Here is an 18,276-nt window from a genome sequence, read left to right on the forward strand (position 1 = left end):
TTGTAGCTCGCAACGTGAAGCTGCTTCTATCAGATATCCAGCAGCAGACGAGCCGGGTCTTCCAGCAGGTTCTTGATGGTTACCAGGAAAGTCACGGCTTCTTTACCATCGATCAGGCGGTGATCGTACGACAGCGCCAGGTACATCATCGGGCGGATCACGACTTGGCCGTTGATGGCCATCGGACGCTGGATGATGTTGTGCATGCCCAGGATCGCAGCTTGCGGCGGGTTGACAATCGGGGTCGACATCATCGAACCGAAGGTACCACCGTTGGTGATGGTGAAGGTACCGCCGGTCATCTCGTCGATGGTCAGCTTGCCGTCACGGGCTTTCTTGCCGAAGCCGGCGATGCCGCCTTCGATTTCAGCCAGGCTCATCAGCTCGGCGTTACGCAGAACCGGTACTACCAGGCCACGGTCGCTGGACACCGCAACGCCGACGTCTGCATAGCCGTGGTAAACGATGTCGCTGCCGTCGATGGAAGCGTTAACTGCCGGGAAGCGTTTCAGCGCTTCGGTGGCCGCTTTCACGAAGAACGACATGAAGCCCAGGCGCACGCCATTATGGGACTTCTCGAACAGATCCTTGTACTTCGAACGCAGGGCCATGACTTCAGTCATGTCGACTTCGTTGAAAGTGGTCAGCATCGCCATGTTCGACTGTGCTTCAACCAGACGCTTGGCCACGGTGGCACGCACGCGGGTCATCGGCACGCGCTTCTCGGTGCGATCGCCAGCAGCGAACACAGGCGCAGCGGCAGCAGGTGCTGCAGCCTTGGCCGGTGCGGCAGCCGGAGCGTTTTTCTTGGCTTCAACAGCCGCAACCACGTCTTCCTTGGTTACGCGGCCGTCTTTGCCGGTGCCCTTGAGGGACGCCAGGTTGATGCCGTTTTCTTCAGCCAGTTGACGCGCAGCCGGTGCAGCGATTGGGTCTTCACCACCCGCAGCCGGAGCGGCAGCAGCAGGTGCGGCAGCTGGAGCAGCAGCAGCAGCAGCGGCGGCCGGAGCAGGAGCAGCAGCGCCGCCCGCTTCGATCGAGCCCAGGATCTGGTTCGACAGGACGGTAGCGCCCTCTTCAGCCACGATCGCGCCCAGCACGCCGTCAGCTTCGGCCAACACTTCCAGAACGACTTTGTCGGTCTCGATGTCGACGATCAGGTCGTCACGCTTTACAGCGTCGCCTGGTTTCTTGTGCCAGGTGGCAACGGTGCCATCGGCAACCGATTCCGGGAATGACGGGGCTTTGATTTCGATAGCCATTATCTGTGGGTCCTTAAAATTCGGTTTCAGTCAGCGCGAAGGCGTTAAACAGTGAAAGCATCTTGCAGCAGTTTTTCCTGCTGCTCGGCGTGCATCGACGCATAACCACACGCAGGTGCAGCAGAAGCATCACGACCGGCGTACTCCAGGCTCAGGCCTGTTTTGTGGTTACCGATACTGCGACGCAAATGATGCTGGCTGCTGTACCACGCGCCCTGGTTCATCGGTTCTTCCTGGCACCACACCGCATGGGTGAGGTTGGTGTAAGGCGCGATAGCCTCCATCAGGTCGTCTTCCGGGAACGGGTAAAGCTGCTCGATACGCACGATGGCGATGTCTTCGCGGCCTTCGGCACGGCGTTTTTCCAGCAAGTCGTAGTAAACCTTGCCGCTGCACAGGATCAGGCGAGTGACCTTGGCTGCGTCCAGGGTGTCGATTTCTGGAATCACGGTCTGGAACGAACCGTCGGCCAGATCTTCCAGGGTCGAGATGGCCAATTTGTGACGCAACAGCGATTTCGGGGTCAGCACTACCAGCGGCTTGCGCAGCGGGCGGATCACCTGGCGACGCAGCAAGTGGTAGATCTGGGCCGGCGTAGTCGGAACGCACACCTGGATGTTGTGCTCGGCGCACAGCTGCAGGTAACGCTCCAGACGGGCCGAGGAGTGCTCCGGACCCTGACCTTCATAACCGTGTGGCAGCAGCATGGTCAGACCGCACAGACGGCCCCACTTGTGCTCGCCGCTGGTGATGAACTGGTCGATAACCACCTGGGCACCGTTGGCGAAGTCGCCGAACTGGGCTTCCCAGATCACCAGCGCGTTAGGCGTGGTGGTGGAGTAGCCGTATTCGAACGCCAGTACGGCTTCTTCGGACAGGAACGAGTCGTACAGGTCGAAACGTGGCTGGCCTTCGTACAGGTGTTGCAGCGGTACGTAGGTGGTCGCGTCTTTCTGGTTGTGCAGTACCGCGTGACGGTGCGAGAACGTACCACGGCCGATGTCCTGGCCGGTCATGCGGATCGGATGACCTTCGAACGCCAGGGTCGCGTACGCCATGGTTTCGGCGTAACCCCAGTTGATCGGCAGGCCGCCGGCTTGCATCTTCTGACGGTCTTCGTAGATCTTCGCAACCTGGCGCTGTACCACGAAGCCATCCGGAATTTCCAGCAGCTTGGCGGACAGTTCCTGCAGGGTCTTGAGGTCGAACGTGGTGTCGTGACGCGCCGTCCAGGCGTGGCCCAGGTAGGGGCGCCAGTCCACGAACAGCTCTTTGTTCGGCTCTTTAACCAGGCTTTTCACTACATGCAGGCCGTTGTCCAGCGCGTTGCGGTATTCATCGATCTTCGCTTGAACACGCGCATCGTCAACCACGCCGGCCGTGATCAGGCTGTCGGCGTACAGTTCACGGGTGGTGCGCTGCTTGGTTATCTGCTGGTACATCAACGGCTGGGTGCCGCTCGGCTCATCCGCTTCGTTGTGACCGCGACGGCGGTAGCAAACCAGGTCGATGACCACGTCACGCTTGAACTGCATGCGATAGTCGATGGCGAGCTGGGTCACGAACAACACGGCTTCCGGATCATCCCCATTCACATGGAGGATCGGCGCCTGGATCATCTTGGCAACGTCGGTCGCGTACTCGGTAGAGCGCGCGTCCAGCGGGTTGCTGATGGTGAAACCGACCTGGTTGTTGATGACGATGTGAACCGTACCACCAGTTTTGAAGCCGCGGGTCTGCGACATCTGGAACGTTTCCAGGACCACGCCTTGACCGGCGAATGCCGCGTCACCGTGGATGGAAATCGGCAGGACTTTCTCACCGGTGGAATCGTTACGACGATCCTGACGGGCGCGCACCGAACCCTCGACCACTGGCGAAACGATTTCCAGGTGGGACGGGTTGAAGGCCATGGCCAGGTGAACTTCACCGCCGGTGGTCATTACGTTGGACGAGAAGCCCTGGTGGTATTTAACGTCACCGGAACCCAGCTCGACCTTCTTTTTGCCTTCGAACTCGTCGAACAGCTCACGCGGGTTCTTGCCGAAGGTGTTGACCAACACGTTCAGGCGACCACGGTGAGCCATGCCGATCACGATTTCCTTGGTGCCGTAGGAACCGGAACGCTGGATCAGCTCGTCGAGCATTGGAATCAGGCTTTCGCCGCCTTCCAGGCCGAAACGTTTGGTGCCCGGGTATTTGGTACCCAGGTATTTCTCGAGGCCTTCGGCCGCGGTCACGCGCTCCAGCAAGTGGCTGCGCACGTCGGCGGACAAAACCGGACGGCCACGCACACCTTCCAGACGATGCTGGAACCAGTGGCGCTGCTCGGAATCGGTGATGTGCGTAAATTCAGCGCCGATGGTGCGGCAATATGTCTGCTGCAACGCTTCGTGAATTTCGCGTAGGCTCGCTTCCTCTTTGCCGATGAACAGGTCGCCGGCACGGAAGGTCGTATCAAGATCGGCATTGGTCAAGCCGTAATGATTGATCGACAGGTCAGCAGGTGCAGGACGCTTCCAGAGCCCCAGCGGGTCAAGCTGGGCCGCCTGGTGGCCACGCATCCGGTAAGCCTGGATCAGTCGCAATACTTCAACTTGCTTCTTCTCATGCTCGCTGCTCACGCTACCGGCGGAAACCGGTTGGGCGCGGCGCTGGTTCTTTGCCAGCAGCACAAATTGATCGCGAATTGTTGCGTGCGATACATCGGTGGCAGCGTTGCCGTCTGAAGACAACGTCTGAAATTTGGTGCGCCATTCTTCTGGCACAGCGTTAGGGTCGTGCAGGTAGAGCTCATAAAGCTCTTCCACATAGGCAGCGTTACCACCTGAAAGATAGCCGCTGTTCCACATGCGCTGCATCACGCTTTCTTGCATGCTTGGTCACCCTCGATTTGGGGACACCACCGGCGAAAACACCGAGTTTGCTTGCAAAAGGCCAAGTGCAGCGACCAAAACAAGCCACTTAGGATCACGCTGATAGTTCGGGTACCAACCCGAATGCCCCTGCTTGTCTCATTTCTTCAAAATAAGAGCTGCGGCTTTGTAAGTCGCTGCTCAAGTTAAAACTACGGCGCCGGTTGAAGCCTGCGCCGCAGCATTTACGGGCACAACGTTCCTGCTTTGCTACAACGTCGCTTACACGCCGCTCTGCAGCAGCATGTTACGGATGTGACCAATGGCCTTAGTCGGGTTCAGGCCTTTGGGACATACGTTGACGCAGTTCATGATCCCGCGGCAGCGGAATACGCTGAACGGGTCATCCAGTGAAGCCAGACGCTCGGACGTCTTGGTGTCACGGCTGTCTGCCAGGAAGCGGTACGCTTGCAGCAGGGCAGCTGGACCCAGGAACTTGTCCGGGTTCCACCAGAAGGACGGGCACGAAGTCGAGCAGCAAGCGCACAGGATGCACTCGTACAGACCGTCGAGCTTTTCACGCTCTTCTGGGGACTGCAGACGTTCGATGGCCGGAGCCGGCGTGTCGTTCTGCAGGAACGGCTTAACTTTCTCGTATTGCTTGTAGAAGATGCTCATATCGACCACCAGGTCACGGATAACCGGCAAACCTGGCAGAGGACGAACGATCAGCTTGTTACCTTTAACCACGGCGGACAGCGGCGTGATGCATGCCAGGCCGTTTTTGCCGTTGATGTTCATGCCGTCGGAGCCACACACACCCTCACGGCAAGAGCGACGATAGGAGAAACCTTCGTCCTGCTCTTTGATCAGTGCCAGTACATCCAGCACCATCAGGTCTTTACCACCGGTATCGACCTGGAATTCCTGCATGAACGGCGCGGCGTCCTGATCAGGGTTGTAGCGGTAAACACTGACTTTCAACATGGCAGCCACCCTTAGTAAGTCCGAATCTTCGGTTCAAACGTCGGCACCGTCTTCGGCGAGAAGTTCACGGCACGCTTGGTTACGCGCTTGTCACCCGGGAAGTACAGGGTGTGGCACAACCAGTTTTCGTCGTCGCGATCTTCAAAGTCTTCACGAGCGTGAGCACCACGGGATTCTTTACGAACCTCGGCGGCAATCGCAGTCGCTTCAGCCACTTCCAGCAGGTTTTGCAACTCAAGGGCTTCGATACGAGCAGTGTTGAACGCCTGGCTCTTATCGTTGATCTTGACGTTGGCGATGCGCGTGCGCAGGCCAGCCAGCTGGGCAATACCCTTCTGCATGTATTCGCCGGTACGGAATACACCGAAGTAGTTCTGCATGCAGCTTTGCAGCTCGCGACGCAGGGTTGCCACGTCTTCGCCATCGGTACGCTCGTTCAGAGCGTTCAGACGCGCCAGGGCGGCCTCGATGTTGGCGTCGGTGGCGTCATCGTATTCGATGCCGTCGGTCAGGGCTTTTTCCAGGTGCAGGCCGGCAGCGCGACCGAATACCACCAGGTCGAGCAGCGAGTTGCCGCCCAGGCGGTTGGCGCCGTGTACCGATACGCAGGCCACTTCGCCTACGGCGAACAGACCGTGGATGATCTCGTCCACGCCTTCGGCATTCTGGGTGATCGCCTGACCATGAATGTTGGTCGGCACGCCGCCCATCATATAGTGGCAAGTTGGAACAACCGGCACCGGAGCAACAACCGGGTCAACGTGCGCAAAGGTCTTGGACAGTTCGCAGATGCCTGGCAGGCGGCTGTGCAGCACTTCTTCACCGAGGTGATCGAGTTTCAGCAGTACGTGGTCGCCATTCGGGCCACAGCCGTTACCGGCGATGATTTCCTTAACCATCGAACGGGCCACAACGTCACGACCGGCAAGGTCTTTGGCGTTCGGAGCATAGCGCTCCATGAAACGCTCGCCGTGCTTGTTGATCAGGTAACCACCTTCACCACGGCAACCTTCTGTAACCAGTACACCGGCGCCGGCGATGCCGGTTGGGTGGAACTGCCACATTTCGATGTCTTGTACCGGCACGCCAGCACGCAGGGCCATGCCGACGCCGTCACCGGTGTTGATCAGGGCATTGGTGGTCGACGCGTAGATACGACCTGCACCACCGGTTGCCAGCACAGTCGCCTTGGCGCGGATGTAGGTGGTTTCACCGGTTTCGATGCAGATGGCGATCACACCGACGAAGGCGCCGTCGGCGTTCTTCACCAGGTCAACCGCGTAGTACTCGTTCAGGAACGTGGTACCGGCTTTCAGGTTGCCCTGATAAAGGGTGTGCAACAGCGCGTGACCGGTACGGTCGGAAGCGGCGCACGTACGGGCAGCCTGCCCGCCTTTACCGTAATCCTTCGACTGGCCGCCGAATGGACGCTGGTAGATACGACCTTGCTCGGTACGCGAGAACGGCAGACCCATGTGGTCCAGCTCGAACACTGCGGCCGGGCCTTCCTGACACATGTACTCGATAGCGTCCTGGTCACCGATGTAGTCGGAACCCTTGACGGTATCGTACATGTGCCAGCGCCAGTCATCGTTCGGGTCGGCGGAAGCGATGGCGCAGGTGATGCCACCCTGGGCCGATACGGTGTGGGACCGCGTTGGGAACACCTTGGTGATCACGGCAGTCTTGTGACCACCCTGGGCCAGCTGCAGCGCTGCGCGCATGCCGGCACCGCCGCCACCAATAATGATGGCGTCGAAGGAAATAGTTGGAATGTTAGCCATGAATCAGATACCCCAAAGAATCTGCACACCCCAGACGAAGTAAGCGAACATCGCGACGCCGCAGACTGCCTGGAAGAGAAAACGTACTGCAGTCGCGGACTTGCCCAGCGCCATCGGCGTCAGGTAGTCGGTCGCGATGGTCCACATGCCGACCCAGGCGTGAGCGCCCAGGGCTACAAGGGCCAGCAGACTGAAGATTCGCATCGCATTGTGGGAAAACAGGCCGTGCCATTGCTCATAGCCGATGCCCGGGTTTGCGACGAGGTATCCGATCAGGAAAATGAAATAAGCCGCGAGAACGACCGCAGACACACGCTGTGCCATCCAGTCATAGAGGCCCGAACGCGAAAGGTTCGTAACGCTGGTTACCATATCCAAACTCCTGCCAGAACGATCAGCACCACGGAAATGGCGATGATGATTTTCGAGCCCAGGCGGCCGCCTTCGAGCGTCTCACCGATACCCGCATCCATGATCAAGTGGCGCACACCGGCTACCAGGTGATACAGCAGAGCGGACAGGAGGCCCCATGCTACGAACTTGGCCAGCGGGCTGGTCAAGCATGCCTTCACCTCGGCGTATCCTTCCTCGGAACCCAGGGATTTGCTCAATGCATAAAGCATGATGCCCAAGCCCAGGAACAGGATGATGCCGGAAACACGGTGCAGGAACGACGTAACGCCGGTGATGGGGAGTTTGATGGTCCTTAGGTCTAGGTTTACAGGTCGTTGGCTATTCACGGCTTTTTTTCACACTGAAGAGCCCCTAACAATCAGGGCAAAGTTGTTGGGGAGTGCACTGGTCAGGTAAGCACCACCCAGGGAGTGCGACCCCCAATGAAAGCAAGCCCAAAAGCCCTTGGCGGTCGGTGGCCGAGTATAGACAGTTAGGTTACTAATGACAACGCGCACTCCTCACCCTAATAGCTGATTGCGCTGGCGGTATAAAAGGCGTAAATGGCAGTCAATTTCGACGAAAAAGTATGGTTAAAGCCTTCTGGAGCAAGACTTTAGGCAAATTGACATCTGGATTTATATCAATATAGTGGTGCGGGCCCTGCGTGGGGGGTCTGTCTGATGATTTGAAGCATAAATAGGAGGCCACATGGCTGACAAAAAAGCGCAGTTGATCATCGAGGGCGCAGCCCCCGTCGAGCTGCCCATTTTAACCGGCACCGTTGGTCCCGATGTTATCGACGTACGGGGCCTGACGGCCACGGGCCGTTTCACATTCGACCCAGGCTTCATGTCGACCGCCTCTTGCGAGTCGAAGATCACCTACATCGATGGTGACAATGGTATTTTGCTGCACCGCGGCTACCCGATCGAACAGCTGGCTGAACAGTCGGACTACCTGGAAACCTGCTACCTGCTGCTAAATGGCGAATTGCCAACAGCCGAGCAGAAAGCCCAGTTCGTCAGCACCGTGAAGAACCACACCATGGTTCACGAGCAGTTGAAGACCTTCTTCAACGGCTTCCGTCGCGACGCCCACCCGATGGCCGTCATGTGCGGTGTAGTCGGCGCCCTGTCGGCCTTCTATCACGACTCCCTGGACATCAATAACCCGCAGCATCGCGAAATTTCCGCGATCCGCCTGGTTGCCAAGATGCCCACCCTGGCCGCAATGGTTTACAAGTACTCCATGGGTCAACCCATGATGTACCCGCGCAACGACCTGACGTACGCGGAAAACTTCCTGCACATGATGTTCAACACCCCGTGCGAGATCAAACCGATCAGCCCGGTGCTGGCCGCCGCGATGGACAAGATCTTCATCCTTCACGCCGACCACGAGCAGAACGCCTCCACCTCTACCGTACGCCTGGCCGGTTCTTCGGGTGCCAACCCGTTCGCCTGTATCGCCGCCGGTATCGCCGCACTGTGGGGCCCTGCCCACGGCGGTGCGAACGAAGCCGTATTGACCATGCTGGATGAAATCGGCGATGTCTCGAACATCGACAAATTCATCGCCAAGGCCAAGGACAAGAACGATCCGTTCAAGCTGATGGGCTTCGGTCACCGCGTTTACAAGAACCGCGACCCACGCGCCACCGTGATGAAAAAGACCTGCGACGAAGTGTTGAAGGAACTGGGCATCAAGAACGATCCGCAACTCGAACTGGCCATGCGCCTGGAAGAGATCGCCCTGACCGACCCGTACTTCATCGAACGCTCGCTGTACCCGAACGTCGACTTCTACTCGGGGATCATCCTCAAGGCGATCGGCATTCCAACCAGCATGTTCACCGTGATCTTCGCCCTGGCACGTACTGTCGGCTGGATCTCGCACTGGAAAGAAATGCTCTCCAGCCCGTACAAGATTGGCCGTCCACGCCAGCTGTACACCGGCTACGAGTCGCGTGATATCACCAAACTGGAAGATCGCAAGTAAGCATCTAACTATTTGGTCTTAAAAACGGCCTCCTTTCACAAGGAGGCCGTTTTTATTTGTGCAGGAATTGAGAAACAGTTTTGTGATATCCACCCACAATAAAAGCAAAAAAATGCCCCGATCTCACGACCGGGGCATTTTTTTGTAACCGTTACCAATCTTAGTGGTTAACCGCCCCACTCGCCCCCAGGCCAGTCTGCGAACGCACAAACTGCGGGAAGTACAGCGCACGCTCTTTCTCTGCCGCCGCCGACTTGTCGGTGATGGAGAAGAACCAGATGCCGACGAACGCAATGATCATCGAGAACAGCGCCGGGTATTCGTAAGGGAAGATGGCTTTTTCATGGTGCAGGATCGACACCCAGATGGTCGGGCCGAGGATCATCAGGCCGACGGCACTGATCAAGCCCAGCCAGCCGCCAATCATGGCGCCACGGGTGGTGAGGTTTTTCCAGTACATGGAAAGCAGCAGTACCGGGAAGTTACAGCTGGCAGCAATCGAGAATGCCAGGCCGACCATGAACGCGATGTTCTGGCTTTCGAACAGGATACCCAGGCCGATCGCCAACACGCCCAACGCCACGGTGGTGATCTTCGACACGCGAATCTCATCTTTCTCGTTGGCCTTGCCCTTCTTGATCACACTGGCGTACAGGTCATGGGACACCGCCGAAGCACCGGCCAGGGTCAAACCGGCAACCACCGCCAGGATGGTGGCAAACGCCACAGCCGAGATGAAGCCCAGGAAAATGCTGCCACCCACCGCGTTGGCCAGGTGCACCGCCGCCATGTTGTTACCGCCGAGCAAGGCGCCTGCAGCATCCTTGAACGCCGGGTTGGTGCTCACCAGCAGGATCGCGCCAAAGCCGATGATGAACGTCAGGATATAGAAGTAACCAATGAAGCCGGTGGCATACAACACGCTCTTGCGCGCTTCCTTGGCGTCGCTGACGGTGAAGAAGCGCATCAGGATATGCGGCAGGCCGGCAGTACCGAACATCAGCGCCAGGCCCAGCGAGAATGCCGAGATCGGATCTTTCACCAGGCCGCCGGGGCTCATGATCGCCTCACCTTTAGGGTGAACCTTGATCGCCTCGGAAAACAGCATGTTGAAGTCGAAGTTGACGTGCTTCATCACCATCAGCGCCATGAACGAAGCACCGGACAGCAACAGCACCGCCTTGATGATCTGCACCCAAGTGGTCGCCAGCATGCCGCCGAACAACACGTACATGCACATCAGGATACCCACCAGGATCACCGCGACGTGGTAGTCCAGGCCAAACAGCAGCTGGATCAGCTTGCCCGCACCGACCATCTGCGCGATCAGGTAGAACGCCACCACCACCAGCGAACCACAGGCCGACAGGCTGCGGATCTGGGTTTGCCCGAGGCGATAGGACGCCACGTCGGCAAAGGTGTACTTGCCCAGGTTACGCAGGCGCTCGGCGATCAGGAACAGAATGATCGGCCAGCCCACCAGAAAGCCGATCGAGTAGATCAGGCCATCGTAGCCGGAGGTGAACACCAGCGCGGAAATCCCCAGGAAAGACGCCGCCGACATATAGTCACCGGCAATCGCCAGGCCGTTCTGGAAACCGGTGATCTTGCCGCCGGCCGCATAGTAGTCGGCCGCCGACTTGTTGCGCTTGGACGCCCAGTAAGTGATGCACAGGGTGGCGCCGACAAACGCGACAAACATCACGATAGCGGATACGTTCAGCGGTTGTTTGTGCACTTCACCAGTCAATGCATCCGCCGCCCAAACGGCCGGTGCAAACAGCGAAGCGACGAATATAGCCAATAGACGCCGGATCATTGCGCAGCCTCCTTGAGAATCGCATTGTTCAGGTCGTCAAATTCGCCATTGGCCCGACGCACATAGATCGCGGTCAGGATGAAAGCGGACACAATCAGTCCGACGCCCAGGGGAATGCCCCAGGTAATCGAAGACCCAGGGCTGAGTTTGGCGCCCAGCACTTGTGGCCCGTAGGCAATCAACAGGATGAAAGCGGAGTAAAGCCCTAGCATGATCGCCGAGAGAATCCAGGCGAACCTTTCCCTTTTTCTGACCAGCTCCTTGAAACGCGGGCTGTTTTGAATCGAGAGGTAAATGCTGTCGTTCATTGTTTTTATCCTCGCAGCACAGCTTTTTATTATTTTGGAACATATCCACTGTATGCGGCTGCGGAACAGGTTCCAGACGACCTTAGTAGTAGATCGAGATGGCCACTTAGCAAGTTTTGCGGGCAACAAATAAACAACAGCCTTAATACAGGCAAAAAAATGTGGGAGCGGGCTTGCTCGCGAAGGCGGTGTGTCAGTCAGCACATGCATTGACTGACACACCGCCTTCGCGAGCAAGCCTGCTCCCACAGTAGGGTTGTGGTGGGGCTTCTAAAGGGTTAGTGCTTTATTTAGCGGTCCACTCCGCGACACGTTCAGGGTGCTTGGCGACCCAATCCTTGGCCGCGGCATCAGGCTTGGCGCCCTCTTGAATCGCCAGCATGACTTCGCCGATTTCGTCCTTGGAGGCCCACTGGAATTTCTTCAGGAAAGCGGCGACTTCCGGCGCTTTCTTCTCCAGGCCCTTGCTGCCGATGCTGTTGACGGTCTCAGCAGCACCATAAATCCCTTTTGGGTCGTCGAGGAAACGCAGTTTCCACTTGGCGAACATCCAGTGCGGCACCCAGCCGGTCACGGCAATGGATTCCTGCTTGTCTTCGGCGCGGGTCAGTTCGGCGATCATCGCCGCACCCGAGCTGGCTTGCAGTTTGTAGTCCAGGCCATAGGCCTTGATCGCTTCGTCGGTCTTGAGCATCACGCCTGAACCGGCGTCGATGCCAACGATCTTGTTCTTGAAGGTGGTGTCGGTCTTGAGGTCTTCGATGGACTTGGCCTTGACGTACTCCGGCACGATCAAGCCGATCTTCGCATCCTTGAAGTTGGGGCCATAGTCGACCACCTTGTCCTTGTTCTTGGTCCAATACTCACCGTGGGTCACAGGCAGCCAGGCGGACAGCATGGCGTCGAGTTTGCCGGTGGCCACGCCTTGCCACATGATCCCGGTGGCGACAGCCTGCAGTTTCACGTCATAACCGAGCTTTTGCTTGATCACCTCTGCCGCCACATGGGTGGTGGCAACGCTGTCGGACCAGCCATCTACATAGCCGATGCTCAGGGTTTTGCTGTCGGCGCTGGCCAGTGTGGAGCCCATCGCAACTACCAGAGTGGCAGCTGCGCCCAAGAGTCGTCGCATCTTCATAATACTTCCCCGAAAGTGCTGCGCCCGACGGATGCCGAGCGACGTCAACCTGTTGTTATAGGGTGCATCGCGCCCCCTTCACGCGCGTCGATCACGGTGGTGCGCCGCCAGTGGAGTGCTGACACATCGATCATCAACCTGCCGGAGCCTTGGACCTGCTCTGTCAGCGACCTCGGGTAAGCAAGAAACGACATCACATCGCCAGCAGGACAGTTCCTAGGACTTGGCGTCAAAATCCCGCCCGAACTTTGCATGTCTAAATTATGCAGCCCCACTGGGACGGGTCAAATCCGGGTAAGATGCGCGCCTTTGCTCCCCCAGATAAGCTGACCATGCCCGCGACTGCCCGCTTCCCTGCCCTGCCCTATTTCTGCGCACTGCTCCTCGGCGTGCTTGCCCTTGCCGGCTATTGGTACGGCCTCGGCCGGCCGGTGGTGCTGCCGGATGTGGCCAGCGCCAGCCACAAGATGCAATGCGCGTCTTACACGCCGTTTGACAAGGACCAGTCACCGTTCGACCAGCCGTTCAAACTGCGCCCCGAGCGCATGGACGCTGACCTGGCACTGCTGGCCACCCGTTTTGAATGCATCCGCACTTACTCCATGACGGGCCTGGAAGCCCTGCCAGGCATGGCGCGCAAGCATGGTTTGAAGGTGATGGCCGGTGCCTGGGTCAGCAGCGACCCGGTGGCCACCGAGAAAGAAATCAACGAGCTGATCACTGCCGCCAATGCCAACCCCGATGTGGTCACCTCGGTGATCGTCGGTAACGAGGCGCTGCTGCGCAAGGAAGTCACCGCCAAGCAGTTGGTAGCACTGATTCACCAGGTTAAAAGCCAGATCAAGCAGCCGGTTACCTACGCCGATGTGTGGGAATTCTGGCTGCAGCACCCGGAAATCGCCCCGGCGGTGGATTTCCTGACCATTCACCTGCTGCCCTACTGGGAAGATGACCCATCGGGCATCGACCAGGCCCTCAAGCATGTAGGCGATGTGCGCCAGACCTTCGGCAACAAGTTCGCCCCTAAAGATGTACTGATCGGCGAGACCGGCTGGCCCAGCGAAGGCCGCCAGCGCGAAACGGCGGTGCCAAGCCGGGTCAACGAGGCCAAGTTCATGCGTGGTTTTGTGGCCATGGCCGAGGCCAATGGCTGGCGCTACAACCTGATCGAAGCGTTTGACCAGCCGTGGAAACGCGCCAGTGAAGGTGCCGTTGGGGGTTACTGGGGCTTGTTTGATGCTGATCGCCAGGACAAGGGCATTCTGGCCGGGCCGGTGAGCAACGTGCCGTATTGGCCGTTGTGGCTGGGCGTCGGCGGCCTGATCCTGCTGGGCACTCTGGCACTCGGCGGCCGTGTGCACAGCGCACGTGCCGCATTCATGCTGCCATTGCTCGGCGCAGTGGCCGCTTGCTCCATTGGCACTTGGGCCGAGCTGACCCGAGTTACCGCTCGTTTCAACGATGAATGGGTGTGGGCGGGTTTACTGGTGGTGTTGAATCTGTTGGTACTGGCCCATGCCGCACTGGCTCTAAGCGCTCGGGAAGCTTGGCGGGAACGCGCCTTTAACTGGCTGGAACAACGCGCCGGCTGGCTGGTGGCAATCGCCGGGTTCGCAGGGGCTGTGATGATGCTGGCGCTGGTGTTTGACCCGCGCTATCGCAGCTTCCCAAGTGCGGCGCTGGTGTTGCCGGCCCTGGTTTACCTGGTTCGCCCGGTCACCGGGCCGCGTCGGGAGATTGCGCTGCTGGCCTTCATTATTGGCGCCGGCATTGCGCCGCAGCTGTATCGCGAGGGCTTGCTGAACCAGCAGGCGTGGGGTTGGGCGGTGGTCAGCGGGTTGATGGTGGTGGCTTTGTGGCGGTGCTTGCGGGTGCGTAAGGCTTAAGACCGCTAGCGCAGCGGTGCGCCGATTCGACAAGCCAGCTCCCACATCCGACCGCATTTCAAGGGATGTACTCGGTCAAATGTGTGGGGCTTGCTCGCGAAGTGACCCTATCAGACCAACCGAGGCTTCCTGACCAACCGCAACCCCGCAATCACCACCGCAAACACCGCAAACGTGGTGTTGTACAACGCCAGTGCCGGCAACCCGAACACCATCCCCAACACCGCCAAACCCCAGCCCGCTCGCCCTGGCACAAAAAACGCCAGCACCGACGTGACCAATGCGGCCCAGCCCAACACCTTGAAGTGAATCATCAGCCCCAGGTTCGAACGCAGTTGGCATTCCCAGCGGCTGGCCTCGTCAACGCAGATCCCCACCCACTGGCCGTCTTCCATAAAACCGTAACGGGCGCCATAACTGGCGGCCAGCCATAACGGCAAGGCGATAAGCAGCAGGATAAGTGGCAAACGACGGGACATGGCAAACTCCGATAAGCAAAAACGGCGCTCAGCTTAATCCCACGGCGGCCGTTAGCAAGGTGTGTACGCAGATAACTGTTCATCAAGGCGCTGCAAAGTGTATCTTCTGGCTACTATTACCCCGATTCCGTGGTTTTTTTCCGAATTTTCGTGCCGAGGGCTGGCACTTCGGTGGCAACGCGGTGGTCATAGCCTGCGAACTTCATTCAGCACGTTTCCTCTTAGGGATTAAGTCATGCTCCGTTCCTTGCGCTGCGCTGCCTTGCTGGGCAGCCTATTTTTGAGTGCGTCAGCACTGGCCGTCGATGTCGACCAGGCCACTTATGGCTTCCCTTTGACGAACCCGTTCGAGGCGACCATTGCCACCACCCCGCCGGACCTGCGGCCTAAATTGCCCAGCAACGACGAGATCAACCAGTCCGATTACACCCTCAACATGCGCCCTGAGCGTGAATTCAGCCTGCCGGACAACTTCTGGGCAGTGAAGAAACTCACCTACCGCATCGCCAAACAGGACCACGCCGCGCCGCTGATCTTCCTGATCGCAGGCACGGGCGCCCGGTTTGACAGCAGCATCAACGAATACCTGAAAAAGCTCTATTACCAGGCCGGCTACCACGTGGTGCAGCTGTCATCGCCCACCAGCTTCGACTTCATCAGCGCCGCCTCGCGCTTCGCCACCCCGGGTATCACCCAGGAAGACGCCGAAGACATGTACCGCGTGATGCAAGCGGTGCGTGCGCAAAACGCCTCGCTGCCGGTGACCGACTTCTACCTCACCGGCTACAGCCTCGGCGCCCTGGATGCAGCGTTTGTCAGCAAGCTCGACGAGACCCGCCGCAGCTTCAACTTCAAGAAAGTGCTGCTGCTCAACCCGCCGGTCAACCTCTACACCTCGATCACCAACCTGGACAAGCTGGTACAGACCGAGGTCAAGGGCATCAACAACACCACGACCTTCTATGAGCTGGTACTGGCCAAACTGACGCGCTACTTCCAGCAAAAGGGCTACATCGACCTCAATGACGCCCTGCTCTACGACTTCCAGAACTCCAAGCAGCACTTGACCAACGAACAGATGGCCATGCTGATCGGCACCTCGTTCCGCTTCTCGGCGGCCGACATTGCCTTTACCTCGGACCTGATCAACCGTCGTGGGCTGATCATCCCGCCGAAATACCCGATCACCGAAGGCACCAGCCTCACGCCGTTCCTCAAGCGTGCCCTGCAATGCGACTTCGACTGCTACCTCACCGAACAAGTGATCCCGATGTGGCGCGCCCGCTCCGACGGCGGCAGCCTGCTGCAACTGGTTGACCAGGTCAGCCTGTACGCACTCAAGGACTACCTGCACGACAGCCCGAAAATCGCGGTCATGCACAACGCCGACGACGTGATCCTCGGCCCGGGCGACCTCGGCTTCCTGCGTAAAACCTTCGGCGATCGCTTGACCGTCTACCCGCTGGGCGGCCATTGCGGCAACCTTAATTACCGCGTCAACGCCGACGCCATGCTGGAGTTCTTCCGTGGCTAAATATCTTCTGCTGCTCGCCGCGCTGATGTGCGCAGGCGTGGCCAATGCCGACAACAGCAAGGCCCACGAACCGGTCAAGGTTGACTCTGATGGCTTCAAGGAGCCGCTGACCAAACTCAAGTTCAACCCTGGCCTGGACCAGCGTGAGTTCGAGCGTTCATCGCTGACGGCACTTAACGTCTATGACCCGCTGGAGTCGTGGAACCGCCGCGTGTACCACTTCAACTACCGCTTCGACCAATGGGTGTTCCTGCCGGTGGTCAATGGCTACACCTATGTCACCCCAAGCTTCCTGCGCACCGGCGTGAGCAACTTCTTCAACAACCTGGGCGATGTGCCCAACTTGTTGAACAGTCTGCTGCAACTCAAGGGCCACCGCTCCCTGGAAACCACCGGGCGCCTGTTGCTCAACACCACCATCGGCATCGCCGGCCTGTGGGACCCGGCTACCGCCATGGGCCTGCCACGCCAGAGCGAAGACTTCGGCCAGACCCTGGGCTTCTACGGCGTCCCTGGCGGCGCCTACCTAGTGCTGCCGATCTTCGGCCCCTCGAACCTGCGTGACACTACTGGCCTGATCGTCGACTACGGCGCCGAGACCGAGATCAACTTCCTCAACGTTTCCAAGGTCAGCGAAAACCACCCGGAAATCTGGGCTTTGCGCGCCGTCGACAAGCGCTACCAGACCAGCTTCCGCTACGGTCAGATGAACTCGCCGTTTGAGTATGAGAAGGTGCGGTATATCTACACCGAGTCGCGTAAGTTGCAGATCGCCGAGTAAATCGGGCGACACAAAAAAAGGCCATTCGCATGAATGGCCTTTTTTATTGACTGCGATTTCTTCAAGCCTTGAGGGTTTTCCACACCTTGCCGACCACGCTCACCACCGCCAACACAACAGCTCCCGCAATAATCCCGGCCACCGCATTCAGCAATGTCGGCATCAACCACGCCACCCCGCCAACCTGCTGACTGACGCTCTCGATCCAGTGATGCACCGCCGGCACGCCGTGGGTGAGAATGCCGCCGCCGACCATGAACATCGCCGCTGTGCCGATCACCGACAGGCTTTTCATCATATAAGGCGCGGCGCGCAAGATCGCCCCACCGATACTGCGAGCCGCCTGGCCGGGCTTTTGCGTCAGCCACAGGCCCAGGTCATCGAGCTTGACGATACCAGCCACCAGCCCGTACACACCGATGGTCATGACGATTGCAATGCCCGACAGCACGATCACCTGCTGCATCAACGGTGCATCGGCCACGGTGCCCAGGGTGATGGCGATGATTTCCGCCGAGAGAATGAAGTCGGTACGGATCGCGCCCTTGATCTTGTCCTTCTCAAACGCCACCAGATCCGTCGCCGGGTCCGCGACCGCTTCGACCAGATGCGCTTGTTCCTCGGTGCGCTTGTGCAAGAACGTATGCGCAAGTTTCTCAAAGCCCTCGAAACACAGATAAGCCCCGCCCAGCATCAACAACGGCGTGACCGCCCACGGCGCAAAGGCGCTGATCAGCAATGCCGCCGGTACCAGGATCAGTTTGTTGACAAACGACCCCTTGGCCACCGCCCACACCACAGGGATTTCCCGTTCGGCGCGCACGCCGGAAACCTGCTGGGCGTTGAGTGCCAAGTCATCGCCCAGCACGCCGGCGGTCTTCTTGGCCGCCATTTTAGTCATCAGCGCAACGTCATCGAGTACGGCGGCGATATCGTCGATCAATACCAACAAGCTGCTTCCTGCCATGAATCGGGCTTCCATAAGGATGAGAAAGGCCGAGCATAGCGCGGCGCAAAGCTTTACGGGCGCATTCTTGAGGCTCGCGGAT

At 58.8% G+C, this 18,276-nt stretch carries 15 protein-coding genes; 4 read left to right on the top strand and 11 right to left on the bottom strand.

Translation table 11 applies throughout. The features are described from left to right. Positions 1 to 29: 29 nt before the first annotated feature. The 6 genes from odhB to sdhC form a co-directional block, all read right to left on the bottom strand. The gene (gene odhB / locus FFI16_RS17045) at positions 30 to 1,262 is read right to left on the bottom strand and encodes a 2-oxoglutarate dehydrogenase complex dihydrolipoyllysine-residue succinyltransferase (protein ID WP_138816035.1); all 1,233 of its coding nucleotides are present in this window, start codon (positions 1,260 to 1,262) and stop codon (positions 30 to 32) included. 44 nt (positions 1,263 to 1,306) lie between these two features. Further along, complete coding sequence (locus FFI16_RS17050; protein WP_138816036.1) at positions 1,307 to 4,138, bottom strand: 2-oxoglutarate dehydrogenase E1 component; 2,832 nt, start codon at positions 4,136 to 4,138, stop codon at positions 1,307 to 1,309. Positions 4,139 to 4,399: 261 nt separating this feature from the next. After that, complete coding sequence (locus FFI16_RS17055; protein WP_003172807.1) at positions 4,400 to 5,104, bottom strand: succinate dehydrogenase iron-sulfur subunit; 705 nt, start codon at positions 5,102 to 5,104, stop codon at positions 4,400 to 4,402. Positions 5,105 to 5,115: 11 nt separating this feature from the next. Next, positions 5,116 to 6,888, bottom strand: coding sequence for a succinate dehydrogenase flavoprotein subunit (gene sdhA / locus FFI16_RS17060; RefSeq protein ID WP_138816037.1), 1,773 nt, complete (start codon positions 6,886 to 6,888; stop codon positions 5,116 to 5,118). A 3-nt stretch (positions 6,889 to 6,891) separates the two neighbouring features. Further along, complete coding sequence (sdhD, locus tag FFI16_RS17065) at positions 6,892 to 7,260, bottom strand: succinate dehydrogenase, hydrophobic membrane anchor protein (RefSeq protein WP_003172805.1); 369 nt, start codon at positions 7,258 to 7,260, stop codon at positions 6,892 to 6,894. After that, the gene (gene sdhC, locus FFI16_RS17070) at positions 7,254 to 7,628 is read right to left on the bottom strand and encodes a succinate dehydrogenase, cytochrome b556 subunit (protein ID WP_016979564.1); all 375 of its coding nucleotides are present in this window, start codon (positions 7,626 to 7,628) and stop codon (positions 7,254 to 7,256) included. The genes sdhD and sdhC overlap by 7 nt, the downstream gene beginning before the upstream one ends. Positions 7,629 to 7,992: 364 nt before the next feature. Here sdhC and gltA point away from each other — a divergent pair, with 364 nt between their 5' ends. Next, positions 7,993 to 9,282 (top strand): citrate synthase, encoded by a 1,290-nt coding sequence (gene gltA / locus FFI16_RS17075; RefSeq protein ID WP_003210575.1) that lies wholly within the window; start codon positions 7,993 to 7,995, stop codon positions 9,280 to 9,282. A 160-nt stretch (positions 9,283 to 9,442) separates the two neighbouring features. Here the strand turns inward: gltA and FFI16_RS17080 are convergent, their stop codons facing one another. The 3 genes from FFI16_RS17080 to FFI16_RS17095 all read right to left on the bottom strand — a co-directional run bounded on the left by FFI16_RS17080 (position 9,443) and on the right by FFI16_RS17095 (position 12,547). Beyond that, positions 9,443 to 11,101, bottom strand: a complete 1,659-nt coding sequence (locus tag FFI16_RS17080; RefSeq protein ID WP_138816038.1) for a cation acetate symporter — start codon at positions 11,099 to 11,101, stop codon at positions 9,443 to 9,445. Then, positions 11,098 to 11,409 (bottom strand): DUF485 domain-containing protein, encoded by a 312-nt coding sequence (locus tag FFI16_RS17085; RefSeq protein ID WP_110624991.1) that lies wholly within the window; start codon positions 11,407 to 11,409, stop codon positions 11,098 to 11,100. Before FFI16_RS17085 ends, FFI16_RS17080 begins: the two co-directional genes overlap by 4 nt. A 286-nt stretch (positions 11,410 to 11,695) precedes the next feature. Then, positions 11,696 to 12,547, bottom strand: coding sequence for a glycine betaine ABC transporter substrate-binding protein (locus FFI16_RS17095; RefSeq protein WP_056859736.1), 852 nt, complete (start codon positions 12,545 to 12,547; stop codon positions 11,696 to 11,698). Between the two features lie 332 nt (positions 12,548 to 12,879). On the opposite strand from FFI16_RS17095, the gene FFI16_RS17105 reads away from it, so the two are divergent. Further along, a complete protein-coding gene (locus FFI16_RS17105) occupies positions 12,880 to 14,433 on the top strand; it encodes a glycosyl hydrolase family 17 protein (protein ID WP_138816040.1) in 1,554 nt (517 codons plus the stop codon). 110 nt (positions 14,434 to 14,543) lie between these two features. On the opposite strand, the gene FFI16_RS17110 is transcribed toward FFI16_RS17105, so the two are convergent. Further along, positions 14,544 to 14,912: a hypothetical protein gene (locus tag FFI16_RS17110; RefSeq protein WP_138816041.1), complete on the bottom strand. Its 369-nt coding sequence runs from the start codon at positions 14,910 to 14,912 to the stop codon at positions 14,544 to 14,546. Positions 14,913 to 15,147: 235 nt separating this feature from the next. Between FFI16_RS17110 and FFI16_RS17115 the strand changes: the two genes are divergently transcribed. Then, positions 15,148 to 16,446 carry a serine/threonine protein kinase gene (locus FFI16_RS17115; protein WP_138816042.1) on the top strand — a complete coding sequence of 433 codons (1,299 nt, stop codon included), beginning with the start codon at positions 15,148 to 15,150 and terminating at the stop codon, positions 16,444 to 16,446. Then, positions 16,439 to 17,227, top strand: coding sequence for a VacJ family lipoprotein (locus FFI16_RS17120; protein ID WP_056857109.1), 789 nt, complete (start codon positions 16,439 to 16,441; stop codon positions 17,225 to 17,227). Before FFI16_RS17115 ends, FFI16_RS17120 begins: the two co-directional genes overlap by 8 nt. Before the next feature lie 61 nt (positions 17,228 to 17,288). On the opposite strand, the gene FFI16_RS17125 is transcribed toward FFI16_RS17120, so the two are convergent. Further along, positions 17,289 to 18,194, bottom strand: coding sequence for a DUF808 domain-containing protein (locus FFI16_RS17125; RefSeq protein WP_138816043.1), 906 nt, complete (start codon positions 18,192 to 18,194; stop codon positions 17,289 to 17,291). Positions 18,195 to 18,276: the final 82 nt, after the last annotated feature.

It is taken from the genome of Pseudomonas sp. KBS0710, from assembly GCF_005938045.2.
Lineage (GTDB): Bacteria > Pseudomonadota > Gammaproteobacteria > Pseudomonadales > Pseudomonadaceae > Aquipseudomonas.

Coding starts and splice junctions, on each gene's coding strand:
- odhB (WP_138816035.1), bottom strand. CDS start 1,262: ATGGCTATCGAAATCAAAGCCCCGTCATTCCCGGAATCGGTTGCCGAT.
- FFI16_RS17050 (WP_138816036.1), bottom strand. CDS start 4,138: ATGCAAGAAAGCGTGATGCAGCGCATGTGGAACAGCGGCTATCTTTCA.
- FFI16_RS17055 (WP_003172807.1), bottom strand. CDS start 5,104: ATGTTGAAAGTCAGTGTTTACCGCTACAACCCTGATCAGGACGCCGCG.
- sdhA (WP_138816037.1), bottom strand. CDS start 6,888: ATGGCTAACATTCCAACTATTTCCTTCGACGCCATCATTATTGGTGGC.
- sdhD (WP_003172805.1), bottom strand. CDS start 7,260: ATGGTAACCAGCGTTACGAACCTTTCGCGTTCGGGCCTCTATGACTGG.
- gltA (WP_003210575.1), top strand. CDS start 7,993: ATGGCTGACAAAAAAGCGCAGTTGATCATCGAGGGCGCAGCCCCCGTC.
- FFI16_RS17080 (WP_138816038.1), bottom strand. CDS start 11,101: ATGATCCGGCGTCTATTGGCTATATTCGTCGCTTCGCTGTTTGCACCG.
- FFI16_RS17085 (WP_110624991.1), bottom strand. CDS start 11,409: ATGAACGACAGCATTTACCTCTCGATTCAAAACAGCCCGCGTTTCAAG.
- FFI16_RS17095 (WP_056859736.1), bottom strand. CDS start 12,547: ATGAAGATGCGACGACTCTTGGGCGCAGCTGCCACTCTGGTAGTTGCG.
- FFI16_RS17105 (WP_138816040.1), top strand. CDS start 12,880: ATGCCCGCGACTGCCCGCTTCCCTGCCCTGCCCTATTTCTGCGCACTG.
- FFI16_RS17110 (WP_138816041.1), bottom strand. CDS start 14,912: ATGTCCCGTCGTTTGCCACTTATCCTGCTGCTTATCGCCTTGCCGTTA.
- FFI16_RS17115 (WP_138816042.1), top strand. CDS start 15,148: ATGCTCCGTTCCTTGCGCTGCGCTGCCTTGCTGGGCAGCCTATTTTTG.
- FFI16_RS17125 (WP_138816043.1), bottom strand. CDS start 18,194: ATGGCAGGAAGCAGCTTGTTGGTATTGATCGACGATATCGCCGCCGTA.